Origin of the sequence: Actinomycetospora sp. (assembly GCF_036497245.1) — a bacterium.
Classification (GTDB): Bacteria; Actinomycetota; Actinomycetes; order Mycobacteriales; family Pseudonocardiaceae; genus Actinomycetospora.
Genome location: NZ_DASXJS010000223.1, coordinates 1 through 26483, shown reverse-complemented (window position 1 = coordinate 26483; position 26483 = coordinate 1). Strand labels below are relative to the sequence as shown.

The window sequence follows — 26483 nt, the reverse complement described above, 5'->3', positions numbered from 1 at the left end:
CTGCGGCCTCGTGAGCACTTTCCGGGGCTATAGGCCCGGAAAGTGCTCACGAGCCGGAGGCACCTACAGCTGGTAGGTCGAGTTGATGATCGCGCCCTTGCGCGCGTAGTAGATGAGCGCGTCCTGCACGTCCAGCGGGTGCGTGGGGATGACGCCCTCGATGAGGTCCTCCTCGCGGGCACCGTGCAGCGAGAGCCCGAAGCGGCAGCAGTAGGCCTTGCCGCCCTCGCTCATGAACGTCTTGAGCTGGTCGTTGATGTTGTGCTCACCGGGGAACGCGGAGTTGCCCGTGGTGGGGAAGCCGCGGGTGGCCAGGCAGTTCAGCGAGCCCGGGCCGTAGAAGTAGATCGCGGTCTCGAATCCCTTGCGCAGCGCGCGCGTGGCCTGCAGGACGGCGACGAAGCTGACCGACGACTCGTGCGCGATGCCGTGCACGAGGGTGAAGTAGGTCTCGCCGTTCTCGGCCTGGAGGTCGGGGAAGACCTTGGTGCCGCCGTAGATGCTGGAGCCCTCCGGCAGGGAGGGGTGGGGAATCTCCTCGAGGCTCTTCTGCTCGACGTCGGACAGTTCGACCGTGGTCATTCCGTTCTCCTTCGGTTCTGCGGTGACGTTCGGAGTCGGTGGTGCTTTCTCGGACGGCGCGGGAGCGGCATCAGGGACGGACGGGGAGCCGGACTCGCCCCCGGCCCCGCCGGTGACTTTCTGCCGCACCTTCTGCCAGAAACCGGGCACGATGTCCCCCTGACGTCCGCGGTGCTCGCGGCTCGACGGCCGGGGCATCGCCGGCCCGGCCTCGTGGTGCAAGAGCACACCAATGCGGTGTTTCCCGACCGTTTCCTCGTGACTACGAGAACGTCACCGGTCCGGCGGTTTGTGACGACGGTGTTGCGAAACATTCGGCAACACCGCGGTTTTCCGACGGCAACCATTCCGACATGAGCCGGTCCAACTCTGTGCCCACCGCACGACCACCACCGCACGACGTCAGTTCGACTCCGCCTGAGAGGAACGACCGGCCATGACCACGGCATCCGTGACGCCCCTGCGTGCCACCGGGAACGGCGACCTGGACGGGGCACACCGGCCCGTGATCGTCGTGGGCGGCGGGCAGGCAGGCCTGTCCATGAGCCGCTGCCTGCAGCAATCGGGGGTCGATCACCTCGTGCTCGAGCGCGACGAGGTGGCGCACTCGTGGAAGACCTACCGGTGGGAGACGTTCTGCCTGGTCACGCCGAACTGGCAGTGCAAGCTCCCGGACTTCCCCTACGGCGTCGACGAGCACGGGCGCGGCTTCGGCGGCACCGACCCTCACGGCTTCATGGTGCGATCGCAGATCCTCGAGTACCTGGAGGCCTACCGGGCGTTCGTCGACCCGCCCCTGCGTGAGGGCGTCGGGGTGAACCGGCTGACCCGCGACGACCACGGCACCTATGTGCTCGAGACGACGGCCGGGACGTGCACCGCCGACCAGGTCGTCATCGCCACCGGCGGCTACCACACCCCGATCACCCCGCCGATGTCGCAGCCGCTGCCGTCGTCGATCACCCAGGTCCAGTCGCAGGACTACAAGGACGGCTCCGGGCTCCCGCCCGGTGACGTGCTCGTCGTCGGCTCCGGGCAGTCCGGCGCACAGATCGCCGAGGACCTGCACCTCGAGGGCAGGCAGGTCCACCTCGTCGTCGGCGACGCCCCCCGCGTGGCGCGCTTCTACCGCGGCCGTGACGTCACCGACTGGCTCGACGACCTGGGCTACTACAAGATGCCCGTCACCGAGCACCCTCGCCGCGAGGCGGTGCGCGCCCAGGCGAACCACTACGTCACCGGGCGCGACGGCGGGCGCGACATCGACCTGCGGGCCCACGCCCGTGACGGGATGCGCCTCTACGGCCTGATGACCGACCACCGTGACGGCGCGCTCCACTTCAACCCCGACCTCACCGAGCGCCTCGACCACGCCGACGAGGTCTCGGAGTCGATCAAGGACACGATCGACAAGCACATCGCCGCCCAGCAGATCGACGCCCCGACCGAGGACCGCTACACACCGGCGTGGACCTCGGCCCAGGACCCGACCCAGCTGCGGCTCGCGGACACGAACATCACCTCCGTGGTGTGGTGCATCGGCTTCCGCCAGAACTTCTCCTGGGTCGACGTGCCGGTGTTCTCCGGGCGCGGGGCACCGGGCCACCAGCGCGGGGTCACCACGGCGCCGGGCCTGTACTTCCTCGGTCTCCCCTGGCAGTGGACCTGGGGCTCGGGCCGCTTCTCCGGAGTCGGCGACGACGCCCGCTACCTCGCCGAGCGCATCCGCTCGCAGCGCGGGCTGACCTCCTTCGGCGGCCGCGGCGACGTCTGCAACGTGCTGGCTCTCGGCAGCTGACGCAGGTGAGCGGATTTCGTCGCCGGGACGACGAAATCCGCTCACATGGCGTATGCCTTCCCAGGTGATCGACGAGGTCGGACTCGACCTGCCCGTGCGCCCGGCGCTGCCTGCCGTCCTGGCGGCGCTGTCCGAGCGGGGCGCGGCGGTGCTCGTGGCGCCGCCGGGCACCGGGAAGACGACCCTCGTGCCGCTGGCGCTGGCGGGGGCGGTCGGGGGACGGGTCCTGGTCGCCGAGCCGAGGCGCGTCGCCGTCCGCGCCGCCGCCGCCCGGATGGCGTCGCTGGTCGGCGAGCCGGTCGGGCAGCGGGTGGGCTACGCCGTGCGCGGCGAGCGGCACACCGGCCCGCGCACCCGGGTAGAGGTGGTCACGACCGGCCTGCTGGTGGCCCGGTTGCAGCACGATCCGGAGCTCGCCGGGGTCGACGCCGTCGTCCTCGACGAGTGCCACGAGCGCCACCTCGACACCGATCTGGCGCTCGCCTTCGCGGTCGATGTCCGGGCCTCCCTGCGTCCCGAGCTGCGCCTGCTCGCGACGTCGGCCACGGCCGCCGCGGACGAGCTGTCCGCCGCACTGGAGGGCCCCGTCGTCACCGCGCCCGACCCGATGCACCCCGTCGACACCGTGTGGTCCCCACCGCCGCGCCCCGTCCCGCCGCCCCGGGGGATGCGGGTGGAGCCGGCGCTGCTCGACCACGTCGCCGCCGTGGTGCGCCGCGCGCTGACCGAGGCGGTGGGCGACGTGCTCGTGTTCCTGCCCGGTCGCCGCGAGATCGACGAGGTGGCGCGTCGTCTCGGCCGGATCCGGGACGGGGCAGGCACGGACGTCGACGTGCTCACCCTGCACGGTGGTCAGGACGGCGCGCGGCAGGACGCGGTGCTGGCCGGGGCGAGCGGAGCGACGGGGGAAGTGGCCGGGGCGAGCGGAGCGACGGGGGATGTCACCGGGGCGAGCGGAGCGAGGCGCCGGGTCGTGCTGTCCACCGCCATCGCCGAGACCAGCCTGACCGTGCCGGGCGTGCGCGTCGTCGTCGACGCCGGGCTCTCCCGCCGGCCGTGGACGGACCACGCCCGCGGCCTCGACGCGCTGGTCACCGTGCTCGCGTCCCGGTCCTCGGCGACGCAGCGGGCCGGGCGCGCGGGCCGGGAAGGACCCGGGGTCGCCTATCGCTGCTGGTCCGAGGCGGAGCACGCGCACCGCGACCGCGACGACGCCCCCGAAGTCGCGCACGCCGACCTGACCGCCTTCGCGCTGGCGCTGGCGCGGTGGGGCACGCCGGACGGCGCGGGCCTCGCACTGCTCGACCCGCCGCCCGAGGCGGCCTTCGCCGCCGCCCGCGCGGTGCTGCGCGGGCTGGACCTGACCGGGCCGGGCGCTGTGGGTACCGACCAGATCACCGGCCGCGGGCGGGCGGTGGCCGGGGTCGGGGTGCACCCGCGGCTCGGGCGGGCGCTGCTCGACGGGGCCGCCGCGGTCGGCGCGCGGACCGCGGTCGAGGTGGTGGCGCTGCTCTCCGCCGAGGTACCGGGTAATTCCGACGACCTCGACGAGCGGTGGCGCGCCGCCCGGGCGTCGAACGATCCGCGGTGGCGGGCGGAGGTGCGGAGGCTGCGCCAGGTGAGCGGACTCCGTCGTTCCGACGACGACGTCCGCTCCCGGGGCGGAGCCGTCGTCGCCCTCGCCTACCCGGACCGGCTGGCCCGGGCCCGCGGCTCCGCAGGTCCCGGAGAAGCCGCGCGCGAGTACCTCACGACGGGTGGCACCGGGGTCGAGCTCTCCGCGTCGTCGGCCCTGCGCGGCACGCCGTGGCTCGCCGTCGCGGACGCCGTGCGCGGCCCGGGCGACCGGGTGGCGCGGGTCCGGCTGGCCGTGCCGGTCGACGAGGACCTCGCGCGCGAGGCCGCGGCGGGCTGGTGGCACGACGACGAGGTGGTCGCCTGGGAGGACGGCGACGTGGTGGCCGAACGTCGCGAGCGCCTCGGTGCGGTGGTGCTGGCCCGCCGTCCCCTGGCGAGACCCGACCCGACGGCGGTCGCGGCCGCGGTCCGCGACGGGCTCGCCGTCGAGGGCCTCGATCTGCTGCGCTGGGACGACGCCGCCACGTCGCTACGGGCCCGGCTGGCCTTCCTGCACGAGGCGGTCGGCGACCCGTGGCCCGACGTCGGCGACGAGGCCCTGCTCGCCCGGCTCGACGAGTGGCTCGACCTCTCCCGCGTCCGCCGCCGGGCCGACCTCGCCCGGCTCAGGGTCGCGCCCGCGCTGCGCCACCTGCTGCCGTGGTCGGAGGCGCACCGCCTCGACGAGCTGGCCCCGACGAGCATCACGACCCCGGCCGGGCGCAGTGTCCGCGTCGACTACACCGACCCGACGGCGCCGGTGGTGGCGCTCAAGGTCCAGCAGGCGTTCGGCTGGGAGGTCGCACCCGTGCTGGCCGGGGTCCCCGTCGTCGTGCACCTGCTCTCGCCCGCGGGACGCCCGGCGGCGGTGACCGCCGACCTGGCGTCGTTCTGGGACACCGGCTATCCGCAGGTGCGCGCCGACCTGCGGGGCCGCTACCCCAAGCACGCCTGGCCGGAGGACCCGCGCCGCTGAGGATCAGGCCGGGCCCAGCGGGGTTCCCCGCTCGGCCACCAGCCGGTCGAACCGCGCGGGGCCGATGATCGTGAGCAGTCGCGCCGGGCCGTCGCCGATCACCGTCAGCGCATGCTCGACGTCGCGCGGCAGGAAGATCAGGTCCCCCGGTCCCGCGGCGAACGGCTCGTCGCCGCAGTACCCCTCGACGCGACCGGCGAGCACGTGGAACATCTCGTCCTCGCCGTCGTGGGTGTGGGGCGGGACGACCAGCCCCGCGGGTGCCTCCTGCTCCATGACACCGACGCGGCCCTCGGTGTCGTCGCCGGAGGCCTTCATCGTGAAGACCGCGCCGCCGAAGGCGAAGCGCTCCCCCGCCCCGGCCGCTCGGACGAACCCGCTCATCGATCCTCCACCTCGCCGGGGCCCTCGGTCAGTGGTGATCGTCCCCGTGCTCGTCGGCCTCGCGCAGCGCCTCGACGCGTGCCGCCACCGACGCCGCGTCGACGGTGCCGTCCAGCATGTCCTCGAGCGCCGCGAGCCACGACTCGAAGTACGGACGGGCCTCGTCGTCGGCGATCCGGGTGACGAGCCGCGTGCGGAACTCGTCGTAGCCGAACCGCCCGGCGTCCACGAGCGTCAGGACGAGCCCGAACGCCCGGCTCTCCCACGGCGCGGCGAACACCAGCTCGCCGTTCGAGCGCGGCGGTGCCGCGGGGCCGTCGACGTCCAGCGTGGCACTCACAGCCGCGCCACCCCTACCATCGCGTCCCGCGTGACCAGCTCCGCCAGCTCGTCCACACCCAGTGCCTCGGTGCCCGCCGGTCGTTGCGGGACGACGAGGTAGCGCACCTCCGCCGACGAGTCCCACACCTCGATCCGCACGTCGGCGGGCAGGGAGCACCCCATCTCGGCCAGCACGGCCCGGGGCTCGCGCACCACCCGCGAGCGGTAGGCCGGGTCCTTGTACCAGCTCGGCGGCAGCCCGAGGACCGGCCACGGATAGCAGGAGCACAGCGTGCAGACGACGACGTGGTGGAGGTCGTCGGTCTGCTCAAGCGCCACCATGTGCTCGCCCTGGGGGCCGGTGAAGCCGAGGTCGGCGATCGCCGCAGTCGCGTCGTCGCGCAACCACGCCAGGTACGACGGGTCCGTCCACGCCCGCGCCACGACCCGGGCGCCGTTCATCGGGCCGACGTCGCGCTCGTAGCGGGCGATGAACCCGTCCATGACGGCCGGGTCCACCAGCTCGCGCTCGACGAGCAGCGACTCCAGCGCCGCCGTCCGGTCGGCGGGCGAGAACCGATCCGTCACCGGTGCGCCTCCAGGTAGCTCTCGAACAGGTCGGCGTGCAGCCGGAAGGGCTCGGCGTCGGGACCCCAGAGCTCGGCCGAGTCGAACCCGACCGTGTAGACGTGCTGGGGATTCTCGCCCGCGAAGATCCCGTGGGTGTCGGGCAGGACGTGGGCCGGGCGGATCGCGGTCACCGTCCCCCGGCGGCGCCGCAGGTAGCCGGGCAGCTTCGACGGCCCCCGCGGGTGCAGGTCGGCCGTGACGACGACGTCCCCGACGCCGAGGCGCGGCGCGTCGTCGATCGTCCGCAGCGAACCGGGGGCGGTCGGTTGGTAGTCGGGGCGGCGAGGCTCCGGGAACGCAGGCTCCTCGACGTCCTCACCGGCCCGCACCCGGACCCGCGCGTCCACCGCACCCGGGGCGAGCACGGCACTCTCGACCAGCATCAGCTCCGCGGAGTTGAGCCAGCGGCCGTAGTAGCCGTCGGCGAGGTAGTCCAGCGGGCCGAGCCGTTCCAGGGCGTGCCGGAACGCGTCGAGGTTCCGCCCGGAGATGCGCCCCATCGTCAGCACGGTCATCGCGAAGGCGCGCCCCTCCCACGGCTCGGCGAACGGCGGCTCGCCCGCCACCGGCCGCGACGCGGGCCCGTACCCGAGCACGCCGCCCATGTCGGCGATCGAGTCCATGGTCGACACCTCACCACCGGACGATGTCCGGGGCGTTGCGTCCTGACCTCAGCGGCGTGACGAGGTGCCTCCGGCTCGTGAGCACTTTCCGGTGCTATAGCCCCGGAAAGTGCTCACCGGGCCGCAGGCCACCTACACGCCGAGCTCGAACACCTTGCGCGCGGTCTCGCCGAGGATGTTGCGCTTTCCGTGCTCGCTGACGAACGGCAGCGCGGCGATCCGGCCCGGGACGTCGAAGTCCCAGTGCGGCCAGTCCGAGGAGTACATCAGCGTGTTCTCCGCGTCGATGGCCTCGAGGGTGGCGGCGAGCAGCTTGTCGTCGGTCCACTCCATGGGCTGGCTCGTGTAGTACATCTCGCGCATGTAGTGCGACGGCGGCTTCGTCAGCAGGGGCGCGTCGGACTGGCGCATGACGTACTCGTGGTCGAGGCGCTGCATCATGAACGGCACCCACGCCAGCCCGCTCTCGATCCAGATCGTCTTCAGGCCCGGGAAACGCTCCGGGATCCCGTTGATGACCCAGTTGGTCATGTGGGTCATGTTGCAGGTCACGAAGCTCATGGCGTGGGCCGAGAGGAACCGGTTCATCGTCGAGGTCATGGTGTCGGCCTGGTTCGGGCCGGCGTGGAACCCGATCGGCAGTCCGCGGCGCTCCAGCTCGCGGTAGACCGGCATGTAGGCGTTGCGGTGCACGCCGGCGTGGCGCTGGCTCGTGACGAGGAAGCCGATGACGCCGGGGGTGTCCCCGAACTCCTCGATGGTCGCCAGGCACGCCTCGGGGTTCTCGAACGGCAGCCCGAGCATGGTCCGGATGCGCGGCTCGCGCGGGAGGATCTCGGCGGTGAACCAGCGGTTGTAGGCCGCCAGGAGCGCCGTCGCGACCTCGGGCTGCGGGTGCAGCCCGGTCTCCAGCATCGGCTGCGGGAACACCACCTGCAGGTCGATGCTCATCGCGTCCATCGCCCGCCGGACGAGCGTGACGTCGCGGTCCGCGCCCGACGCCGTGTCCGGGGTCGGTTCGCCCAGCGACGCCTGGTGCGGGATGCGGCCCGAGACGTCCTGCATCGTCAGGCCGGGCGGGTGGTTGTGCAGCGCCAGGTGCGAGGCCTGCGGCCAGTTGCGCATCATCTGGCTCGCGGTGTCGCGCATGACCGGGCTGTCGAGGTAGCCGAGGATCTCCGGCCAGGAGTCGAGCTCCACGTGGTGGGAGTCGACGTCGACGATCAGGTAGTCGTCCAGCCCGTAGCGCTCGGTGTCGCGGCGCGCGTTGGCGAGGATCTCGCGGGTGTCGGTGGCGGTGGTGATCTCCTGGGTGTCCAGGCGCCGCACGCTGGGGTCGGTGCTCATGGGGTGCTCCCTCCGAGCGGTTCGGTCGCGCTCCGCGAGAACCACAGGGCCAGGTCGAACGGGTTGAGGTCGTGGCTGCGCAGGGCCGCGGTGGCCAGGGCGACCGCGTCGGTCGGCGTGGTGTCGCGCCCGTCGGGCGGCTCGGCGCCCTCTTCGGCGGCGGCGACCCAGCAGCGGGCGGCGGTGCTGACCAGCCGGCGGGCGGTGCCCGGGTCGAGGGCGGCGATCGCCCCGTCGTCGAGGCCCGCGTCCACCTCGGCCCCGAGGGCCGCGACCAGGTCGTCGATGCGGCGCGCGCGGTCGAGGTGGTCGGAGCGCTCAGAGGGTGACACGGATCCGGCCCCCGTCCTCGCTGACCGGGAACGCCCGCAGCGCGAGGTCCGGGCGCCCCGGGTGGCGCCCCGTCGTCACGTCGTACTCGAAGCCGTGCCAGGGGCAGACGACGTGCATGGTGTCCTCGTCGAAGCGCAGGCCGAGGCTGCGGCGCTCGTCGTCGAGACGCTCGCGGACCCGGCTGACGATCCGCCCCTGGCACGCGGGCCCGCCCTGGTGCGCGCAGCGGTTCTCCCAGGCGTGCAGTCGGCCGGCGAAGCGGAACACCCCGACGGTCACGGGGCCCGCCGGACCGCCGATCTCGACGACGAGCCTGCCCCGCTCGGGCACGTCGTCGGACGCCCCGACGTCGACGAGACGTTCCGTGGTGGTCATGCCGGACAGCGTGCGCGCCCGGTCCGCCCGCTGGGAAGGTCCGACCCCGCGGAGGTCCCTCATGATCGTCTTCCGTGTGAGGAAAATGGGCGGGGACCGAACGGTCCGTCACACCCGTGGCGATCATGGCCGTCAGCCCGGCTCCGCGTGCGCCGCGGCGATCACGGCGGTGAGGTCGGCGTGCAGGCGCATCAGCTCCTCGACCGGCATCCCGAGACGCTCGACGATCGCCGGCGGGATGCGCTCGGCGTCGTCGCGCAGGGCCCGGCCCGCGGCGGTGACCGTGACGGCGAGGGTGCGCTCGTTGCCGGGCACCCGGCGCCGCTGCACGTACCCCTGGCCCTCGAGGCGCTTGAGCAGCGGCGACAGCGTGCCGGGGTCCAAGGCGAGCATCCCGGACAGCTCGGTGACCGACAGCGGCGATCGGCCCCACAGCGCGAGCATCACCAGGTACTGCGGGTGGGTCAGCCCCATCGGCTCGAGCAGCGGGCGGTAGAGCGCGATCACGGAGCGGGCAGCCACCGCCAGCCCGAAGCAGACCTGGTTCTCCAGCGCGAGGGGACCGACGACGTCAGGTGCGGCGCTCGTCTCGTCCATGGGTCGGATTCTATCCTTGGTGGGCATACTGTTGGGGTACAAAGTTTCTGGACGAGCATGTCAGCGTGGCGCCGTCCTGACGCCAGATGTCAGCGACGCGCCACCGCTGGGAGAGAGGGCGACGATGCCGGCTCCGCGATCGCGACCCGGTCCGCTGTGGTGGCTCTGGTACGCCTACGGCGGCGGGCTGCCCGCGCGCTTCGCGCCGTGGGTACTCCACGACACCACCTGCCAGACGTGGTGGGTGCGCCACATCGCGCGGGTGGTCGTGCAGATCGCGCCGTTCGTCGCGGCGATCGTGATCTTCGTGCCGGGTCCGCTGTGGCTGCGCGCGATGAGCGCCCTCGGCGGCGCGATCATGGGGATGATCTTCGCGGTGGCCTACGTGCACGAGACGGCCGAGCACCGGCTGGTCAAGGCCGGCTACCCGCAGGGCACCGGGGTCGAGGCGCGGGCCGAGCGCACGCGCGACAAGGACGAGGCCGCGGCGGCCCGGTACGCGGAGCGGTGGCGGTAGGTGCCTTCGGCTCGTGAGCACTTTCCGGTGCTATGACCCCCGAAAGTGCTCACGAGCGCGCAGCGCACCTCGCGCGATACCGCTCGAGCACCACGCCGACGACGCCGTCGTGGTCGCCCAGCGGCTCCGCGACCACCGCGGCCCCCGCGTCCGCGAGCCAGCGGTGGAACGCCCCGGGCGCGACCAGCCACGTCAGCAGCGCGACCGGCCGGTCCTGCGCGGCGACCACGTCCGCCACCCGCGGCTCGCCGCCGGCGATGTAGCCGACGGGCACCGCCGTGCCCAGCCGGTCGGCGAAGAGCCCGGCGGCGGTACGCAGGTCCGCCTGCGCCACCGGGTCCGTCGAGCCCGCCGCGGCCAGCACCACCGCCCGACCTCCCGCTCCGCCCGCCTCCGCCAGCCGGGTCAGCGCGACGTCGACCAGCGCCGGGTCGGGCCCGAACGGGTCGGCGAGCGTCACGTCCTCCCGCCCGATCTCCGCCAGCTGGCCCGGCACGTCGACCCGCACGTGGAACCCCGCCGCGAGGAACGCCGGCACCACGACCACCGGCCCGTCGAGCTCGGGGAGGACGTCGGCGAGCTGCGGGCGGGCGACCCCGGCGTACGCGAGCCGGACCTCGGCGTCGGGCAGCGCGGCGCGCAGCCGCACGAGCATCCGACCCCACGTGCCACGTCCGGCGGCGTCGCCGGTGCCGTGGGCGAGGACGACGAGTGCGGGCGGCTTCACCGGGCCGGTGTACCCGCTGCGCCGGCCACGTGCTCCTCGAGCCGCCGCACCATGGCGCCGAGCCGGAAGCGGTCGGGCGCGATCGAGGGCGCGTCGCGGCGGTCGAGCGGCGCCGCGGTCACCGGACCCACCACGCAGGCCAGCACGCCGGAACCGTCGGGTCCCCCGCGCAGCGACGCGAGCAGGTCGTCGGTGCAGCCGAGGGTGTCGGCGCGGTGCAGCAGGCCCTCGACCGCGGGCGCGCTGGTGAAGGTCACGGCGTCCAGGGCGCGCTCCAGGACCGCGGTGATCAGGGCGTCGACCGCGGGCAGGTCGGGCGGTGGTTCCCAGCGGTAGACGTGCACCTCGACGACGTCGGCGCCCGCCTCGCGCAACGCCGTGAGGAACGACGTCATCGGGTCGCCGTGCAGCTGGACGGCGACCCGGGTCCCTGCCAGCGGCCCGGCCCCGCCCGCGAGCAGGTGGTCGAGCACCTCCGGGGACGACTCGGTGGCGTCGGCCGACCACGCCTCCCGCAACCCGGCCCCGCGGATCGCCCCGCGTGCCTTCGGACCCCGGGCGAGGACGGCCGCGTCACCGAGTGCGCTCCGCAGCCGGTCGCCGAGCCCCCATTCGTCGGCCACCTCGAGCCAGCCGCGGAAGCCCTGGCCGGTGGTGGCGACGACGACGGCGGGCGGCGAGTCGAGCAGCGTCCGCGTCGTCCCGGCCAGCTCGGTGTCGTCGGCGAGCGGCACGATCCGCATCGTCGCGCCGTGCAGCGTGGTGGCGCCGCGCCGGTGCAGCAGGTCGATCTGGTCGTCGGCACGCCGGTCGGCGGTCACGCCCACCCGGACACCGTCCAGCGGTCCCGCGGCCCTGTCCGTCATGCGCTCCCGACCTCGACCGTCCCGTTCACCACCCGGACAGGATAGGTCGCGACGACGACCGACTCGTCCTCCACGGCGACGCCGGTCTCCAGCGCGAAGTGCTGCTTGTGCAGCGGTGAGGCGACGACGGTGGTGCCCGCGAGGTCGCCGACGATGCCGCGGGAGAGCACCGAGGCCCCGGAGAAGGGGTCGACGTTGTGCAGGGCGAAGAGCCGGTCGTCGTGGGTGCGGAAGAGCGCGACCGGCTCGCCGGCGACCAGCGCGGCCACTCCTCGCTCCGCCTGCAGCGTCGTCCACGGGCAGACGGCCGTCCATCCGTCCGGGCCGGTCGGCACGACGGGCGCCGCCGGTTCCGGGCGCGGGTCCTTCGCCTCCGCGCCGTCGGTCGAGCCGTCGGGGTGGGTGCGGATGTCGGCCTGCGCGGTCATGCGGGTGCTCCGATCGGGATGCGGGCTCCGTCGGTGATGGTCACGCCCTCCTCGCCGGACCCGCCCCGAGCCGTCCCGCCGAGGCCGAGGGCGGCGAGGTCGGTGGGTTGGCCGGTTTTCATGCCGGCGGGGACCTGGCGGCCGAGGTGGTCGACGAACTCGATGGTGGGGTCGGGGGTGTCGGGGGCGTTGACGAACGAGGTGAACCGGGCGAGCTTGTCGGGGTCGTCGAGGACGGCGGCCCACTCGTCGGCGTAGCCGGCGACGTGGCGGGCCATCTGGTCGTCGAGGGAGGCGCAGAGGCCCAGCGAGTCGTCGATGATCACCTCCCGGAGGTGGTCGATGCCGCCGTCGAGGGACTCCATCCAGGGCGCGGTGCGCTGGAGCCGGTCGGCGGTGCGGATGTAGAACATGAGGAACCGGTCGATCGTGCGGACCAGGCTCGCGGTGTCGAGGTCCTGGGCGATCAGCTCGGCGTGGCGCGGGGTGAAGCCGCCGTTGCCGCCGAGGTAGAGGTTCCAGCCGTGCTCGGTGGCGATGATGCCGAAGTCCTTCGAGCGGGCCTCGGCGCACTCGCGGGCGCAGCCCGAGACCCCGGACTTGAGCTTGTGCGGGCTGCGCAGCCCGCGGTAGCGCAGCTCGAGGGCGACCGCGAGCCCGACGGAGTCCTGCACCCCGTAACGGCACCAGTCGGTACCCACGCACGACTTCACGGTGCGCAGCGCCTTGCCGTAGGCGTGGCCGGACTCGAACCCGGCGTCGACCAGACGGCGCCAGATCCTCGGGAGCTGCTCGACGCGGGCGCCGAACATGTCGATGCGCTGTCCCCCAGTGATCTTGGTGTAGAGCCCGAAGTCGCGGGCGACCTCGCCGATCACGATCAGCCCGTCCGGGGTGACCTCCCCGCCGGGCAGCCGCGGCACCACCGAGTAGGTGCCGTTGCGCTGCATGTTCGCCAGGAAGTGGTCGTTGGTGTCCTGCAGCGCCGCGGACTCGCCCTCGAGGACATGACCCCCGGCCAGCGTGGCCAGCATCGAGGCCACCGCGGGCTTGCAGACATCGCAGCCGCGCCCCGTGCCGTACTGCGCCACGATCTCGGAGAACGTCGACAGCCCGGTGACCATGACGATCTCGTAGAGCTCGGCGCGGGACGCCGCGAAGTGCTCACACAGCGCCTTCGACACTTCCACCCCGCACGACGCGAGCACCTTGCCCAGCGTCGGCACGCACGACCCGCAGGTCGTCCCGGCCCGGGTGCAGGCCTTCAACTGGGGCACCGTCGCGGCCTCACCGGAGGTGATCGCCTGCACGAGGGTGCCCTTGGTGACCGCGTTGCACGAGCAGATCTGGGCGCCGTCGGGCAGCGCGTCGATCCCCACCCCGACGGCGCCGTCGCCCGCGGGGGCGATCAGCGACATCGGATCCCCGGGCAGTCGCTCGCCGAGGAACCCGCGCAGCGTCTCGTAGTTGCTCGCGTCCCCGACCAGGACGCCACCCAGGAGCGTCTGCGCGTCGTCGGAGACGACGAGCTTGGAGTAGGTCCCCGCGACCGGGTCGTCGAGGCGGACCTCCAACGCCCCCGGCGTGGTGGCGTGGGCGTCGCCGAAGCTCGCCACGTCGACCCCGAGCAGTTTGAGCTTGGTCGACATGTCGGCGTCGGTGAACCGGGCCTCGGCGGCCGGGTCGAGGAGCCGTTCGGCGACCACCTCGGCCATCGCATAGCCCGGGGCGACCAGCCCGTAGGTCCGGGCCCCCTTCGCGGTGTGCCCGACCGCGGCGACCTCGCCGATGGCCGACACGTGCTCGGCGGAGGTCCGGCAGCGCTCGTCGACCAGCACCCCGCCGCGTTCGGCGACGTCCAGGCCGATCTCGTGGGCCAGCGAGTCGGCCGGGCGGATACCGGCGGAGAACACCACCACCGACGCGTCCAGCTCGGAACCGTCGGACAGGGTGACCGTGAGCCCGCCGCGGTGGTCCCGGGCGATCTCCGACGTCGACACCCCGGTGTGCACGCGCAGCCCCAGCTCCGAGACCAGCCGGTACAGCAGCGCCCCACCGCCCTCGTCGACCTGCACCGGCATCAGCCGCGGCGCCATCTCCACCACGTGCGGCGACAGGCCCAGCCGGCGCAGCGCGTTCGCGGCCTCCAGCCCGAGCAGCCCACCCCCGACGACCACGCCCGAACGGCGGCCCGCGCCGGCACCCGCGGTGGCCCGTTCCGCCGCTGTCCGCAGCCCGTCGAGGTCGTCGAGCGTGCGGTAGACGAACACCCCGTCGAGCTCCCGGCCCGGCACCGGCGGCACGAACGGCACACTGCCGGTCGCCAGCACCAGCTCGTCGTACTCGACCGACCGGCCCGCTCGCGTCGTGACCACACGACGGTCCACGTCGACACCGACCGCGGGGTCGTCGAGGTGCAACTCGACCAGCGTATCGGTGTGGAATCCGTCGTCCGCGAGCGCCAGGTCCTCGGCCGACGCGTCGCCGACGTAGGAGGACAGGGCGACCCGGTCGTAGGCCGGGCGTGATTCCTCCGCCAGCACCACGACGCGCCAGGCGCCCTCGGCGTCACGCCGACGCAGGCTCTCCACGAAGCGATGACCGACCATGCCGTGACCGACGACGACCACGGTTCGGGGTTCCACCAGGGTGCTCCTCTCAGAGGTGGGCTACGCCCTCGTGAGCACTTTCCGGTGCTATAGCCCCGGAAAGTGCTCACGAGCCGGAGGCACCTACACGGACGCGTAACTGACCTTCGAGCCCGTCTTCGGGTCGGTGGCGGCCTTCGAGTTCCGCATGTAGACGAGGTAGGTCACGACGAAGCAGACGGCGTAGAAGGCGAGGAAGCCCCAGAACGCGGGCGTGCCGGACTTGGTCGCCTGGAACGACGACCGGAACGCCAGGTTGATCAGCAGGCCGCCGAAGGCGCCGATCGCCGCCGAGATGCCGATGGCCGCCCCGGAGATGCGCCGGGCCCACAACAGCCCGGCCTCGATGTCCCAGCCCCGGGTCTCCGACGCCGCGGCGGCCTTCGTCCGGAAGATCGACGGGATCATCTTGTAGACCGATCCGTTCCCGATCCCGGAGGTGACGAACAGCAGCACGAAGCCGAGGGTGAACAGGGCCAGCGAGCCCGCCCCCGACGCGAAGATGCAGATCAAGGTACCGACACCCATGGCCAGGAAGTTCCACAGCGTGACCCGGACCCCGCCGATGCGGTCGGAGAGCCAGCCCCCGACGGGCCGGATCAGCGAACCGAGGAGCGGGCCGATGAACGTCACCGACGCGGCCTGCAGCGGGGTGCGCCCGAACTCGTTCTGCAGCACCAGACCGAACGCGAAGCTGTAGCCGATGAACGAGCCGAAGGTGCCGATGTAGAGGAACGAGACGATCCAGGTCTGCGCGTCCTTGGCGGCCTCCTTGAGCGCCCCGGTGTCGTTGCGGACCGAGGAGATGTTGTCCATGAAGAAGGCGGCGCCCGCCATCGCGAGCACGATGAGCGGGATGTAGATCGCCAGCAGGATGCGGGGTGAACCGGTGCCCGCCGTCGCGATGATCAGCAGCGCGACCAGCTGGATCACGGCGACGCCCAGGTTTCCGCCGCCGGCGTTGATACCGAGAGCGGCGCCCTTCTGCTTCTCCGGGAAAAAGGCGTTGATGTTGGTCATCGAGGATGCGAAGTTGCCGCCGCCGACCCCGACCAGTGCGGAGACCACGACGAACGTGGTGAACGACGTCCCCGGGTGCATGACGAACACCAGGACGATCGACGGGACCAGCAGCAGGCCCGCGCTGATCAGGGTCCAGTTCCGGCCGCCGACCACGGCGACCGCGAGGCTGTAGGGCAGCCGCAGGGCGGAGCCGACGAACGTCCCGACCGCGACGAGCAGGAACTTCCCCGCCGCGTCGACGTGGTAGTCGGGACCCATGAAGAGCACCAGCACCGAGAAGAGCGTCCAGATCGAGAACCCGATGTGCTCGGAGAACACCGAGAACCAGAGGTTCCGGTTGGCGATCTTCTTGCCGGTGCTCTCCCAGAAACCCTTGTCCTCGGGGCGCCAGTCGTCGATCCAGCGTCCCCCGCGGGTCCCGGAGGCCCCTGATGGTTCTGCGGCCACGCTCATCTGCCTTCGCCCTCTCGTCCGTGAGGGGGCGCGTCCGTTCGGTCGCACCCCGGTCCACTCGGACGCAGACGGTAGGAATCGGGCACTACACGCTGATGACTGCGTGTTTCCGACGGATGACGGAGCGAGTGCGCGGCATGAAGCCCGCGCGGGCGGTCCGGGTCAGAACTGCTCGGTGACGACCCGCGCGGCGTGCTCGAGCCCGCGCAGCGACTCCTTGGTGCACGCCGGGTGCTGGGCGTGGACCGCGAGCCGGAACAGCAGCCCGTGCAGCAGCATCTGCGGCCACTGCACGAGGTGGGACCAGCGCGTGACGATGCCGGCGTCCGCCCCGCCCCAGGCCAGGGCGTCGACCACGACGACGGCCGCGGCCCATTCGACGGGCCGCCAGAACGGGACGATGTCGAGCACCGCGGGCGGAGCCTGCTCGGCGGTGGGCCCGTCGGGACCGTCCGGGCCGTCGAACAGCACCGTGCCGAACAGGTCCCCGTGCACCAGCTGCGAGGGCACCGGCAGCTTGGTGCGGCGACGCACGAGTTCGGTGAACAGGTCGCCGCCGGTCTCGGCGTCGAGCGGGACCGCCCGCTCGCCGAAGGCCATCCGGTCCGCGCGGGCGAGGATGTCGTCCCGGTCGTCGACGAAGCGGGGACGCGCGATCTTCGCGGTGGCGCGGTGCAGCCGCAGGGACACGGCGACGACGTCGTCGTGCCGGGGCCGGACCTGGCCCGCGACGTCGTGGCAGGCGGCCCAGCCGGACACCACGCGGCGCCCGTCGGAGGCGCGCACCGGGCGGGCCACGCGGACGCCGTCGACCCCGCGCCCGGAGAGCTCCTCCGCGGTGGCCGCCGACCAGGCGGCGAGGACCGTGTCCGACACCGGGCGCAGCAGGACGCCGTCGCAGGTCCAGGCGGGGCCGGGGAGGTGCGGGCGTGGCCGCGGTTCCGCCTCGCGCACCCCGAACGCGGTCCGCACGTGCAGCGGCGGGCCCTCGGGCTCGCCGCCCGCGGCGGCCTGCTGCACCCGGGAGTCCTGGGGCGGTGCGGCGGTCACGCTCCGCACGCTACCCCCGGACCGGTCGAGTCAGTCCGACGATGCGACGGCGTGTCGGGACGTCGGAGCCACCGGGCTCACCACACCTTGTAGGGCAGGAACTTCCCGCTCCAGGTCAGCTTGACGCGGTCGCCCTTCGGATCGGGCTCGCGCTCGAACTCCAGCGAGAAGTCGATGGCGCTCATGATGCCGTCGCCGAACTCCTCGCGGATGAGCTCCTGGATGGAGCTGCCGTACACCTGCAGCGCCTCCTGGAGCCGGTAGGTGACCGGCTCGGTGGGGTCGAGCGCGGATTCCCCGCGCACCGGCGGCAGGGACAGCGCGGCGACGGTGTCGTCGTCCAGGCCGAGGAGCCCACCGACCTGCTGCGCCTGCTCGACGGACAGCGGCTGCTGGCCCAGCAGCGCCGAGGTCGTCCAGACCAGGGAGCGCCCGAGGGCGTCCGCGAGCTGCTGCCAGCTCATGCCCTTCGCGTCCTTGGCCGCGACGACCTCGCGGCCGGCCTCCAGTCGGTCGAACGTGTCCGGCATCTGTTTCTCCGTCTCCAGGGTGATCGGTGATCGTCAGCGGACCTCGTCGTCCACCCGGCGTAGTACCCGGTTCAACCGGTCGAGCCACCAGGACGCCCGGTCCGGGGACGCGAGCGAGGGCGCGAGGGTCGTGGGCTCCGGTCGCGGCGGCGCGGCCGGGACCGGGAGCATCCCGCCGTCGGGCACGAACGGCGCGGCGACGGTGTCGGCGGCGAGCAGGCTCGTGGTGGCCAGCCCGCACGCGTAGGGCAGGCCGGGCAGCGCGCCGGCGAGCGCCAGCCCGGCGGCCAGACCCACGGAACTCTCCACCGCCGAGGACACCACGCACGGCAGCCCGATCGCCTCGGCGATCCGCAGCGTCGCCGCGACCCCGCCCAGCGGAGCGACCTTGACGACGGCGACGTCGGCGGCCTCCGCCGCGACCACCAGCATCGGGTCGTCGGCGCGGCGGATCGACTCGTCGGCGGCGACCGGGACGTCCACGCGGCGGCGCACCGCGGCGAGCTCGGGGACCGTGGCGCACGGCTGCTCGACGTACTCCAGCCCGCCCGCCGCGCGGTCCAGCGCCGTGACCGCCGCGACCGCCGCCTCGACGTCCCACCCGCCGTTGGCGTCGACCCGCACCCGTCCACCCGGGCCGAGGGCGTCCCGGACGGCCTCGACGCGGGCGAGATCCTCCGCCGGATCCTGGCCCCGCTCGGCGACCTTGACCTTGGCGGTGCCCGCCCCGGACGCGGCGACGATCCGGTGGGCGTCCCGGGGGCCGACGGCGGGCACGGTGGCGTTGACCGGGATCTCCTCCCGCACCGGGGCCGCCCACCCCGCGCCGAGGACGCCCGCGGACTCGAGCGCACAGCGCAGCCAGGGCGTCGCCTCCTCGTCGTCGTACTCGACGAACGGGCAGAACTCGCCCCACGGCGCGTCGGGCCCGGCGTCGGCGCGGCGCAGCAGCAGCGTCTCCCGCACCGTGATCCCCCGGAAGCGCGTCCGCATCGGAAGCGCGACGACGACCGCCTCGAGCGGCACGCCGCCCGGTCCGGCCACGGTGGCGAGGGGCCCGGATCCGGCCGGGCCCCGCGCCCCGCTCGGTCTCACGTCCACCGTGCCTACCGTAGAGACCATGACCGCTCCCTCCGGCCGGCCCGTGGAGGTCGTCACCACCGATGGTTCCGCGCGAGCGGCCCGCGAGCTCGCCGCGCGCCTGATCACGGCCGGCTCCGGGGCCGGGCCCGCGGTGCTGCCGACCGGCCCCGAGGACCCGAGCCCGCGGGCGGCCCTGGTCGCGCCCGTGCCCGCCGGGGTCGCCGCGGTCGTCACGACGTCGGGGTCGACCGGGGTCCCCAAGGCGGTCCTGCTCTCCGGCTCGGCGCTCGCGGCGTCGGCGGCGGCCACGTCGGCCCGGCTCGGCGGCGAGGGGCGCTGGCTGCTCGCGATGCCCGCCCACCACGTCGCGGGGATCCAGGTGCTGTTGCGCTCGGCCCGCGCCGGGTCGCCCGCGGCGGTCATGGACCTGCGGGAGGGCTTCCGCCCCGACGGGTTCGCGGCGGCCCTCGAGACGGCGGCGGCCGACGGGGCCGGGGCGGTGAGCCGCACGTCGCTGGTGCCGACCCAGTTGCGCCGGCTGCTCGACGACGCCGACGGGGCCGGCTCCGGCGCCGGACTCGACGGGCTCCGGTCGCTCGACGCGGTCCTGCTCGGCGGGGCGGCCGCCGAGCCCGCACTGCTCGCCCGCGCCCGCGCGGCAGGCGTCCGGGTGGTCACCACGTACGGCATGAGCGAGACCTGCGGGGGCTGCGTCTACGACGGGACACCGCTCGACGGGGTGAGCGTGGAGCTGGACGACCCTGATTCGTCCGGCACCGGACGGGTCGTCCTGGGCGGTTCCACCGTCGCCGAGGGCTACCGGGGCGCCGACGAGGCCGCGGCGGCGGACTTCCTGCCGGGTCGCCGCTTCCGCACCTCCGACCTGGGCCGGTTCGACGCCGACGGGCGGCTCGAGATCCTCGGGCGGGCGGACGACGTCATCGTCACCGGCGGCGAGACGGTCGCCCCCTCGGCGGTCGAACAGGCCCTGCTGGCGGTGCCCGGCGTCCGGGAGGCCTGCGTGGTCGGGGTGCCCGACCCCGAGTGGGGCGCGCGGGTCGTGGCCGTGGTGGCCGGCGGGGACGGCGCGGCACTCGACGCCGCCTCGGTGCGCGCCGAGGTCGCGGCGGGGTTGGCACGCCAGGGCCTCGGCCGCGCGGCGCCGCGCAGCGTCCGTGTGCTGGACTCCGTGCCGGTGCACGGCATCGGGAAGCCGGACCGCGCGGCCGTCCGCGCGCTCTTCGCCGGCTGAGCCGCCGGCCGAGCCGGGTGAGACCCGGGCCACGGGGCGGAAACGTCGTCGTCACACGACCGTAGCCGCCGGAAACGATCCGCGTGGTGGGATCGCTGCCTTGCCGTCGGTCGGCCACCAGACCCCGCGGCGCTCGCCGTTCGTTCGCCGCCGGACGGGGCGTGCGGGACGGTCCCGACCCGATCCGACGGGAGGTTCGCGTGCACCTTCTCCTGGTCAGCCCGGCGGACTCCGTCGACGACGTCGTCCCGGGGCTCGCCCTGCTCCCGGCCCATCGCACGACGCTGGTGCCCGTCGCCGCGGGCGGCCTGCTCGCCGCGCTCGACGACGTCGACGCGGTCCTGCTCGACGGCCGCGACCGCCCCCGGGCCGCGGGCGAGCTCGCCGCCGCGGTCACCCGCTCGCGGCCGGGCCTGCCCCGGCTCCTGGTCCTCGGCCCGGACGCGGACCTGCCCACCGACGCCGAGGAGGCCCTCGAGGGTCTCCTGCTCACCGACGCCGGACCCGCCGAGATCGAGCTGCGCCTGCGGCTGGCGGCGCGCGCCGTCCCCCCGCCGGCCCGGCCCGCACCCGCGACCTCGCCCGCCCCGCTCAGCGGCGACGCGCTCGCCGTCGGCGACCTCGTGGTGGACACCGCCTCGTTCCAGGCGCGCGTGGCCGACCGGCCGCTCACCCTGGCGCGCCGGGAGTTCGAGCTGCTCAGCGAGCTCGTCGAGCACGCCGGGCGGCCGCTGTCCCGGCGCCACCTGCTCGCCACCGTGTGGGGACGCGACTACGAGGGCAGCGCCCGCACGGTCGACGTGCACGTCAAGCAGTTGCGCCGCGTGCTCGGCGCCGGGCACCGCGACATGATCCGCACGGTCCGCGGCACCGGGTACGTGCTCGTCACCGGCCTCGCCCCGGCGGCGCCGTCCCGGGTGGGCGGGACCGTGCCGTCGCTCGCGCGGCCGCTGACCGCGCACCGTCCGGCACACCGCACCGCGCGCCCCGGCGGGCGGGACACGCCGGGCGACGTCGTCGCCAGCAAGCGGGCGGGCCTGCCCCTCGACCTCGCCGCCCTCGCCGGTGCCGGCGGGCTGGGGGCCCTCGAGCGGTACAGCCTCAAGACCCTCGGGGTCTGCTCCCAGGCCTCGGAGCAGCACTTCCTGGTCCGGGCCCGCACGAGGGGCGCGCTGGGCGCCGACGCCGCCCGGGCCCTCGCCGACCTCGCGCGCCACCACAGCGACGGCCGGGTCCACCTCACGACGCGCCAGCAGGTCGAGCTGCACGACGTGCCCGCACCGGAGATCCCGGAGGTCCTCGGCCGGCTGCGCGACGCGGGCCTGGACACCGAGTCGACCTGCGGCCACACCATCCGCGGCGTGACCAGCTGCCCGGACGCGGGCGTCTCGGCCGACGAACCGTTCGACTGCACCGCGGACGCGGCGCAGCTCACCGACTCCCTGCTCGCCCTCGGCCCCGACCTCAACGCCCGGCTGCCGCAACGCCTCACGATCGGCGTGGGCGGCTGCGCCCGCTGCCGCGACCAGGCCAAGGTCTCCGACATCGGGCTCGTCTCGACCCTCGACGACGACGGCCGCCTGGGCTACGAGCTCTGGGCCGGCGGCAGCCTGGGGCGCTCCTCCCCCACCCTGGCCAGCCGGATCGTCGACTTCCTCCCGCGCGAACGGATGCTGCCCGCCGTGCACGCCGTGCTCGCGGTCTTCCTCGCCCACGGCGCCTACGAGACCCCGAACCGGGGGCGGCTGAAGTTCCTGGTCGCGCGGCTCGGCCTCGCGCGTTTCACCGCCCTGGTCGCCGAGGCCGAGCGGGCGACCAGCCGTCGCCCCTGGCCCGCCCCGGCCCCGCTGGCGCCCCGGCCCGTGACCACGACGCCCCGGACCGCTCCCGACGGCGGGTGGGGCACCGACGTGCGCCCGCAGACCCGCGCGGGGCTGGCGACGGTCACGGTCACGGTGCCGCTCGGCGAGCTGTCCGCCGACGCGCTCGACGTCCTCGCCGCCGTCGGCGAGGCGGACGGCGACGGCACCCTGCGCCCGTCGCGCGACCAGAACGTCGTCCTGCGCGACGTGCCCGTCGGCCGCGTGGCGGCGCTGCGGGACACGCTCGCCGACGTCGGGCTCCTCGTCGGGGCCGAGCACCCGGCCCGGGACGTGCGCTCCTGCGTCGGCGCACCGGTGTGCGCTCTCGCGATCACCCCGACCCACGATCTGGCGCGCACGCTCTGGGATCTCCCCGCGCTCCGGCGCAACTCCGGCCTGCGCGTGAGCCTCTCGGGCTGCCCGGCCAGCTGCACCCGTCACCAGGCCGCCGATCTCGGGCTGGCGGGGAACCTGGTGTCCATCCACGGCCGTCGCGTCGCCGGGTACCGGGTCCACCTGGGCGGCGACCTCGGCCGGGACCGGCTCGGGCGCGTCCTGGGCCGCGTCGCCGCCGACCACGTGCCCGCGCTCGTCGAGGCCGTCGTGGGCGCCTGGGAGGAGCACCGGATCGGCCACGAGTCACTCGCCGACACCATCGCCCGGACCGGGGTCGGCGTCGTCGTCAGCGCCCTGCGCGGGCTGCCCGCACTCGCCTGGGCCGCGGGCGGCGACGACGCGGACGACGCCGGGGACGCCCGGGCGCTCCCCCTCGCGGTGGCGCAGCGGGCGGAGGGTCCGGCCGCCTCCTAGAGTCCCGCGCGTGAGCACCGGTGACTCGATCTTCGATCCTGCGGCCTGGCGTGAGGTGGAGGGCTTCTCCTTCACCGACATCACCTATCACCGGGCGGTCGAGCGGTCCGGTGATCGGGAGCTGGGGTGTGTGCGGATCGCGTTCGACCGTCCAGAGGTGCGCAACGCGTTCCGACCGCACGGCGTCGACGAGCTCGCGACCGCGCTCGAGCACGCCCGGACCTCGCCGGATGTCGGGGTGGTGCTGCTGACCGGGAACGGGCCCTCGCCGCGCGACGGCGTGCACGCGTTCTGTTCCGGGGGCGACCAGCGCATCCGGGGGCGGACCGGGTACCAGTACGCGGCGTCGGAGACCGAGGTGTCGCCGACCGAGCAGGGCCACGCGGGGCGGCTGCACATCCTGGAGTGCCAGCGGCTGATCCGGTTCATGCCGAAGATCTGCATCGCGGTGGTCAACGGGTGGGCCGCGGGCGGCGGGCACTCGCTGCACTCGGTCTGCGACCTGACGCTGGCCTCGGCCGAGCACGCCCGATTCAAGCAGACCGACGCCGACGTGGGGTCGTTCGACGGCGGGTACGGCTCGGCGTACCTGGCGCGGTCGGTGGGGCAGAAGTTCGCCCGGGAGATCTTCATGTTGGGCCGGACCTACGATGCGGCGGCGATGCACCGGATGGGCGCGGTGAACGAGGCGGTGCCGCACGCGGAGCTGGAGTCGACGGCGCTGCAGTGGGCCCGGGAGATCCTGGGGAAGTCGCCGCAGGCGCAGCGGATGATCAAGTACTCGTTCAACCTGATCGACGACGGGCTGGTCGGTCAGCAGTTGTTCGCCGGGGAGACGACGCGGTTGGCGTACATGACCGACGAGGCGGTCGAGGGCAAGCAACAGTTCCTCGAGAAGCGCGAGCCCGACTGGTCCCCGTTCCCCTGGTATTACTGAGGCTCGGTCGTTTGCGCAACGGCCACGACGCTCCCCCGCGTAGTCTGCGGCGCCATGTCCGCTGACGGTCCTCGTGGGCTGGCGCGCGTGGCCCCGATCGTGCGGACCGACCTCGAGCGGCTGGCCCGCGCCGCCGTCGAGAAGATCGTGGCGGCGAGCGAGTTCTACCGGGACCCGGAGCGCTTCACGCGCGAGGAGCTGGTGGGCTACGTCCTGCGCAATTACGAGTACGTTCTGGATCACGAGCCCGTCGACGACACGCTCGACGATGGCGCGCCGCCGCGGCTGACCGGCCGTGAGCACGCCCTGGGTGGTATCCCGCTGGCCGACGTGCTGTCGGCGTATCGCATCGGCTTCGCGGTCCTGTGGGATGCCGTCGCCCAGGCCATGGTCGACAGCGGCACGGTCAGCCATCGCGAGATCGTCGACGCGGCGAGCGAGATGTGGTGGCGCGCGGATCACTTCGGGCAGGCCGTCACCGCCGCGCACCGAGACGCCACGACGGAGATGCTGTTACGCCAGGAACGTGAGCGCTCAGCGACGGTCGAGGCGCTGGTGACCGGTCCGGCGGTCGGGCGAGGGTCCCTGGGCGAGGTCGCGGCCCGGCTCGGGATGCCGCAGCGGGGTCACTTCCTTGTGGTGGTGGCCGTGGCCGTGCCCAACGCGGGAGACCCGCTGGCCGGCATCTCCGAGGCCCTACGCGAACACGAGGTGGTCTCGGCGTGGCGGCTGGCGTCGCGTGAGGCACTCGGTCTGCTGTCTCTATCTACGCCCGACCCCGCCGCGGCCGTGTCGTGTCTCGAACGGCACGCAGTGGGCCGGGTAGGAGTCGGCCCGCTGTTCGGCGAACTCGACGCTGCCCCACAGGCCTACTACCTCGCCGGGATCGCGGCCCGCAGCCGTGGCCGCGGCGACTCGTGGGTGCGGCTGTTCGCGCGGACACCGATCGCGATGCTGGTCGCCGGGGCCCCCGACGTCGCCGCCGGCGTCGCCACCGACGTTCTCGGCCCGGTCCTGGCCCTTCCCGAACAGGACCGGAACGTGCTTCTGCAGACCTTCGAGGTCTGGTTGGACAGCGATGGATCGATCCCCGTCGCGGGGACACGCCTCTACTGCCACGCCAACACCGTTCGCTACCGACTGCGCAAGCTCGGAGAGCTCACAGGACGGCCGACCGACGTGCCCGAGGCCGTCGCAGACCTCGCGGTGGCGGTCCAGGCGTGGCGTCTGGTCGGCGACGACGACCGCGTCTGAGGCTCCCGAACTGTCCGGCGGCACAACGTCGGCCGCCTGATCCTGTCCCGTCGGACAACAACGGCGAGGACGCCGTGCGACCGGTTCCGGGCGCGACGACCCGCTCCTACGCTGCGGAATGCCGCAGTCGCGTCGACAACCCACGAGAGGCGAACATGGCCGAACGAAGCTCTCCGCAGAGCAAGCCGACCTCCTCGCGCAAGCTCCCCAAGCCGAACGAGCCCGTCCCCGCGCTCTCGCTGCCGGCCGCCGGGCTGGCCGTCGGCGGCCTGGCACTGTGGGCCGGCTCGACGGCCGCGGCCCTGGCCAAGCGCCTGCCCTGGCCCGTGGCGATCCTGCTCAACGCCTTCGCGTCCTACATGCTCTTCACCGTCGCCCACGACGCGAGCCACGGCTCGCTGTCGACCAGCAAGTCGGTGAACACCGCGCTCGGCCGCGTCGGGACGGCCGGCTTCGCCCCGCACGTCGGGTTCCACACCTGGCAGTTCATCCACCTCGAGCACCACCGGCACGTCAACAACGCGGACCGCGACCCCGACCACTACACCGAACGCGGCCCGGTCTGGCAGCGGCCTCTGCGCTGGATGACGATCGATCTCTACTACATCGTCTTCTACGCACCGAAGCTGTCGTCGCGCCCCCGCAGCGAGCAGGTGGAGCTGGGGGTCAACGCGCTCCTGATGGGCGGGGCCACCGCGGCCGCCCTCAAGACCGGCCGCTTCCACCAGCTGGTCCTGTTCGTCCTGCTGCCGATCCGCCTGACGCTGATGTGGCTCGGCTACGCCTTCGACTACCTCCCGCACCACGACCTGGAGACCACGTCGCGCGAGAACCAGTTCAAGACGACCCGGAACCGCATCGGGTTCGAGTCGACGCTGTCGCCGGTGATGTTGTTCCAGAACTACCACCTGGTCCATCACCTGCACCCGCGCATTCCGTTCCACCGCTACGTGGCGGCGTGGCGGCGCAACGAGGAGGAGTACCTCACCCACGAGCCGCCGCTCACCGACGTCCGCGGACGGCCGCTCACCATGGACGAGTACCGCGCCCGCCGCGGCCTCAGCATCGACGCGGCGACAGCCAGGGACGCGTCCTGAGACGTTCCCGCTGACCGCGACTCCGGCCGCCCACGCGCGGGCTCGGGGCACGACGACTGGCGATGAGGCAGCGAGACCAAGATCCGGCACCTCTTTACCACCCTCTATCCGCCACGAACGACCCCGACCGCCGGGAACCGGCCGGTAGACCCACAGCTGTCTCTGCCCTACTGACCGGGGTGTTCCACCCATGCCGCCCAGCAGTCGCAAGGTGTACAGCCGTCATCACTGGACGAGGCTTCATCGGCAGGCGCGCCAGAGGTCCCAGCGACAGTTCATAGGCCGGTCTGGTCGAGGACTTCAGCTCCCGCCTCACGGGTGACGAGACGGCGAGCGAGGTCGGTGAGGGGTTGGTCGGTGGCG

General features: G+C 73.7%; 25 protein-coding genes. 8 read left to right on the top strand and 17 right to left on the bottom strand.

Annotated elements, in window-relative coordinates:
* Positions 1–63: 63 nt before the first annotated feature.
* Positions 64–582 carry an MSMEG_0572/Sll0783 family nitrogen starvation response protein gene (locus tag VGI02_RS23515; protein ID WP_331631425.1) on the bottom strand — a complete coding sequence of 173 codons (519 nt, stop codon included), beginning with the start codon at positions 580–582 and terminating at the stop codon, positions 64–66.
* 436 nt (positions 583–1018) lie between these two features.
* Here VGI02_RS23515 and VGI02_RS23510 point away from each other — a divergent pair, with 436 nt between their 5' ends.
* Both VGI02_RS23510 and hrpB read left to right on the top strand, forming a co-directional pair.
* The gene (locus VGI02_RS23510; RefSeq protein ID WP_331631423.1) at positions 1019–2380 is read left to right on the top strand and encodes an MSMEG_0569 family flavin-dependent oxidoreductase; all 1362 of its coding nucleotides are present in this window, start codon (positions 1019–1021) and stop codon (positions 2378–2380) included.
* A gap of 64 nt (positions 2381–2444) precedes the next feature.
* On the top strand, positions 2445–4973 hold the full coding sequence (hrpB, locus tag VGI02_RS23505) for an ATP-dependent helicase HrpB (protein WP_414638355.1): 2529 nt from the start codon (positions 2445–2447) through the stop codon (positions 4971–4973).
* Between the two features lie 3 nt (positions 4974–4976).
* Here the strand turns inward: hrpB and VGI02_RS23500 are convergent, their stop codons facing one another.
* The 8 genes from VGI02_RS23500 to VGI02_RS23465 all read right to left on the bottom strand — a co-directional run bounded on the left by VGI02_RS23500 (position 4977) and on the right by VGI02_RS23465 (position 9583).
* A complete protein-coding gene (locus VGI02_RS23500; protein WP_331631419.1) occupies positions 4977–5357 on the bottom strand; it encodes a cupin domain-containing protein in 381 nt (126 codons plus the stop codon).
* Positions 5358–5385: 28 nt separating this feature from the next.
* Positions 5386–5697, bottom strand: coding sequence for a nitrile hydratase accessory protein (locus tag VGI02_RS23495; protein ID WP_331631417.1), 312 nt, complete (start codon positions 5695–5697; stop codon positions 5386–5388).
* Positions 5694–6266 carry a nitrile hydratase subunit alpha gene (gene nthA / locus VGI02_RS23490; protein ID WP_331631415.1) on the bottom strand — a complete coding sequence of 191 codons (573 nt, stop codon included), beginning with the start codon at positions 6264–6266 and terminating at the stop codon, positions 5694–5696. The genes VGI02_RS23495 and nthA overlap by 4 nt, the downstream gene beginning before the upstream one ends.
* Positions 6263–6931 (bottom strand): nitrile hydratase subunit beta, encoded by a 669-nt coding sequence (gene nthB / locus VGI02_RS23485; protein ID WP_331631413.1) that lies wholly within the window; start codon positions 6929–6931, stop codon positions 6263–6265. The genes nthA and nthB overlap by 4 nt, the downstream gene beginning before the upstream one ends.
* A gap of 132 nt (positions 6932–7063) precedes the next feature.
* Complete coding sequence (locus VGI02_RS23480; RefSeq protein WP_331631411.1) at positions 7064–8278, bottom strand: amidohydrolase family protein; 1215 nt, start codon at positions 8276–8278, stop codon at positions 7064–7066.
* Entirely contained in the window at positions 8275–8610 is a 336-nt protein-coding gene (locus tag VGI02_RS23475) for a hypothetical protein (protein ID WP_331631409.1), read from the bottom strand. Before VGI02_RS23475 ends, VGI02_RS23480 begins: the two co-directional genes overlap by 4 nt.
* Complete coding sequence (locus VGI02_RS23470) at positions 8597–8986, bottom strand: Rieske (2Fe-2S) protein (RefSeq protein WP_331631407.1); 390 nt, start codon at positions 8984–8986, stop codon at positions 8597–8599. The genes VGI02_RS23475 and VGI02_RS23470 overlap by 14 nt, the downstream gene beginning before the upstream one ends.
* A gap of 132 nt (positions 8987–9118) precedes the next feature.
* Positions 9119–9583: a MarR family winged helix-turn-helix transcriptional regulator gene (locus VGI02_RS23465; protein WP_331631405.1), complete on the bottom strand. Its 465-nt coding sequence runs from the start codon at positions 9581–9583 to the stop codon at positions 9119–9121.
* Positions 9584–9707: 124 nt separating this feature from the next.
* Between VGI02_RS23465 and VGI02_RS23460 the strand changes: the two genes are divergently transcribed.
* Positions 9708–10100, top strand: coding sequence for a DUF5313 family protein (locus tag VGI02_RS23460; RefSeq protein WP_331631403.1), 393 nt, complete (start codon positions 9708–9710; stop codon positions 10098–10100).
* Positions 10101–10149: 49 nt separating this feature from the next.
* Here the strand turns inward: VGI02_RS23460 and VGI02_RS23455 are convergent, their stop codons facing one another.
* The 8 genes from VGI02_RS23455 to VGI02_RS23420 all read right to left on the bottom strand — a co-directional run bounded on the left by VGI02_RS23455 (position 10150) and on the right by VGI02_RS23420 (position 18869).
* Positions 10150–10827 (bottom strand): sirohydrochlorin chelatase, encoded by a 678-nt coding sequence (locus VGI02_RS23455; protein WP_331631401.1) that lies wholly within the window; start codon positions 10825–10827, stop codon positions 10150–10152.
* On the bottom strand, positions 10824–11693 hold the full coding sequence (locus VGI02_RS23450) for a uroporphyrinogen-III synthase (protein WP_331631399.1): 870 nt from the start codon (positions 11691–11693) through the stop codon (positions 10824–10826). The genes VGI02_RS23455 and VGI02_RS23450 overlap by 4 nt, the downstream gene beginning before the upstream one ends.
* Positions 11690–12121 carry a nitrite reductase small subunit NirD gene (gene nirD / locus VGI02_RS23445; protein ID WP_331631397.1) on the bottom strand — a complete coding sequence of 144 codons (432 nt, stop codon included), beginning with the start codon at positions 12119–12121 and terminating at the stop codon, positions 11690–11692. Before nirD ends, VGI02_RS23450 begins: the two co-directional genes overlap by 4 nt.
* On the bottom strand, positions 12118–14766 hold the full coding sequence (gene nirB, locus VGI02_RS23440; RefSeq protein ID WP_331631395.1) for a nitrite reductase large subunit NirB: 2649 nt from the start codon (positions 14764–14766) through the stop codon (positions 12118–12120). Before nirB ends, nirD begins: the two co-directional genes overlap by 4 nt.
* Positions 14767–14853: 87 nt before the next feature.
* Positions 14854–16245 (bottom strand): nitrate/nitrite transporter, encoded by a 1392-nt coding sequence (locus tag VGI02_RS23435; protein ID WP_331631393.1) that lies wholly within the window; start codon positions 16243–16245, stop codon positions 14854–14856.
* A 162-nt stretch (positions 16246–16407) separates the two neighbouring features.
* Positions 16408–17217: a TIGR02569 family protein gene (locus VGI02_RS23430; RefSeq protein ID WP_414638358.1), complete on the bottom strand. Its 810-nt coding sequence runs from the start codon at positions 17215–17217 to the stop codon at positions 16408–16410.
* Between the two features lie 155 nt (positions 17218–17372).
* Positions 17373–17825: a cyanase gene (gene cynS / locus VGI02_RS23425; protein ID WP_331631389.1), complete on the bottom strand. Its 453-nt coding sequence runs from the start codon at positions 17823–17825 to the stop codon at positions 17373–17375.
* 33 nt (positions 17826–17858) lie between these two features.
* A complete protein-coding gene (locus VGI02_RS23420; RefSeq protein ID WP_331631451.1) occupies positions 17859–18869 on the bottom strand; it encodes an o-succinylbenzoate synthase in 1011 nt (336 codons plus the stop codon).
* A gap of 76 nt (positions 18870–18945) precedes the next feature.
* Between VGI02_RS23420 and VGI02_RS23415 the strand changes: the two genes are divergently transcribed.
* The 5 genes from VGI02_RS23415 to VGI02_RS23395 all read left to right on the top strand — a co-directional run bounded on the left by VGI02_RS23415 (position 18946) and on the right by VGI02_RS23395 (position 26120).
* Positions 18946–20160 carry an AMP-binding protein gene (locus VGI02_RS23415; RefSeq protein ID WP_331631387.1) on the top strand — a complete coding sequence of 405 codons (1215 nt, stop codon included), beginning with the start codon at positions 18946–18948 and terminating at the stop codon, positions 20158–20160.
* A 200-nt stretch (positions 20161–20360) separates the two neighbouring features.
* Positions 20361–22832, top strand: coding sequence for a ferredoxin-like domain-containing protein (locus VGI02_RS23410; protein ID WP_331631385.1), 2472 nt, complete (start codon positions 20361–20363; stop codon positions 22830–22832).
* A 10-nt stretch (positions 22833–22842) separates the two neighbouring features.
* Positions 22843–23769 (top strand): 1,4-dihydroxy-2-naphthoyl-CoA synthase, encoded by a 927-nt coding sequence (locus VGI02_RS23405; RefSeq protein WP_331631383.1) that lies wholly within the window; start codon positions 22843–22845, stop codon positions 23767–23769.
* 54 nt (positions 23770–23823) lie between these two features.
* Positions 23824–25023: a PucR family transcriptional regulator gene (locus VGI02_RS23400; protein WP_331631381.1), complete on the top strand. Its 1200-nt coding sequence runs from the start codon at positions 23824–23826 to the stop codon at positions 25021–25023.
* Positions 25024–25178: 155 nt separating this feature from the next.
* On the top strand, positions 25179–26120 hold the full coding sequence (locus tag VGI02_RS23395; RefSeq protein WP_331631379.1) for a fatty acid desaturase: 942 nt from the start codon (positions 25179–25181) through the stop codon (positions 26118–26120).
* The last annotated feature ends 363 nt before the right edge of the window (positions 26121–26483 follow it).

Bases quoted from the DNA above. Each gene is read 5' to 3' on its own strand.
- VGI02_RS23515 (WP_331631425.1), bottom strand. From the start codon at position 582: ATGACCACGGTCGAACTGTCCGACGTCGAGCAGAAGAGCCTCGAGGAG.
- VGI02_RS23510 (WP_331631423.1), top strand. From the start codon at position 1,019: ATGACCACGGCATCCGTGACGCCCCTGCGTGCCACCGGGAACGGCGAC.
- VGI02_RS23500 (WP_331631419.1), bottom strand. From the start codon at position 5,357: ATGAGCGGGTTCGTCCGAGCGGCCGGGGCGGGGGAGCGCTTCGCCTTC.
- nthB (WP_331631413.1), bottom strand. From the start codon at position 6,931: ATGGACTCGATCGCCGACATGGGCGGCGTGCTCGGGTACGGGCCCGCG.
- VGI02_RS23480 (WP_331631411.1), bottom strand. From the start codon at position 8,278: ATGAGCACCGACCCCAGCGTGCGGCGCCTGGACACCCAGGAGATCACC.
- VGI02_RS23470 (WP_331631407.1), bottom strand. From the start codon at position 8,986: ATGACCACCACGGAACGTCTCGTCGACGTCGGGGCGTCCGACGACGTG.
- VGI02_RS23465 (WP_331631405.1), bottom strand. From the start codon at position 9,583: ATGGACGAGACGAGCGCCGCACCTGACGTCGTCGGTCCCCTCGCGCTG.
- VGI02_RS23460 (WP_331631403.1), top strand. From the start codon at position 9,708: ATGCCGGCTCCGCGATCGCGACCCGGTCCGCTGTGGTGGCTCTGGTAC.
- VGI02_RS23450 (WP_331631399.1), bottom strand. From the start codon at position 11,693: ATGACGGACAGGGCCGCGGGACCGCTGGACGGTGTCCGGGTGGGCGTG.
- nirD (WP_331631397.1), bottom strand. From the start codon at position 12,121: ATGACCGCGCAGGCCGACATCCGCACCCACCCCGACGGCTCGACCGAC.
- VGI02_RS23435 (WP_331631393.1), bottom strand. From the start codon at position 16,245: ATGAGCGTGGCCGCAGAACCATCAGGGGCCTCCGGGACCCGCGGGGGA.
- cynS (WP_331631389.1), bottom strand. From the start codon at position 17,825: ATGCCGGACACGTTCGACCGACTGGAGGCCGGCCGCGAGGTCGTCGCG.
- VGI02_RS23415 (WP_331631387.1), top strand. From the start codon at position 18,946: ATGACCGCTCCCTCCGGCCGGCCCGTGGAGGTCGTCACCACCGATGGT.
- VGI02_RS23400 (WP_331631381.1), top strand. From the start codon at position 23,824: ATGTCCGCTGACGGTCCTCGTGGGCTGGCGCGCGTGGCCCCGATCGTG.
- VGI02_RS23395 (WP_331631379.1), top strand. From the start codon at position 25,179: ATGGCCGAACGAAGCTCTCCGCAGAGCAAGCCGACCTCCTCGCGCAAG.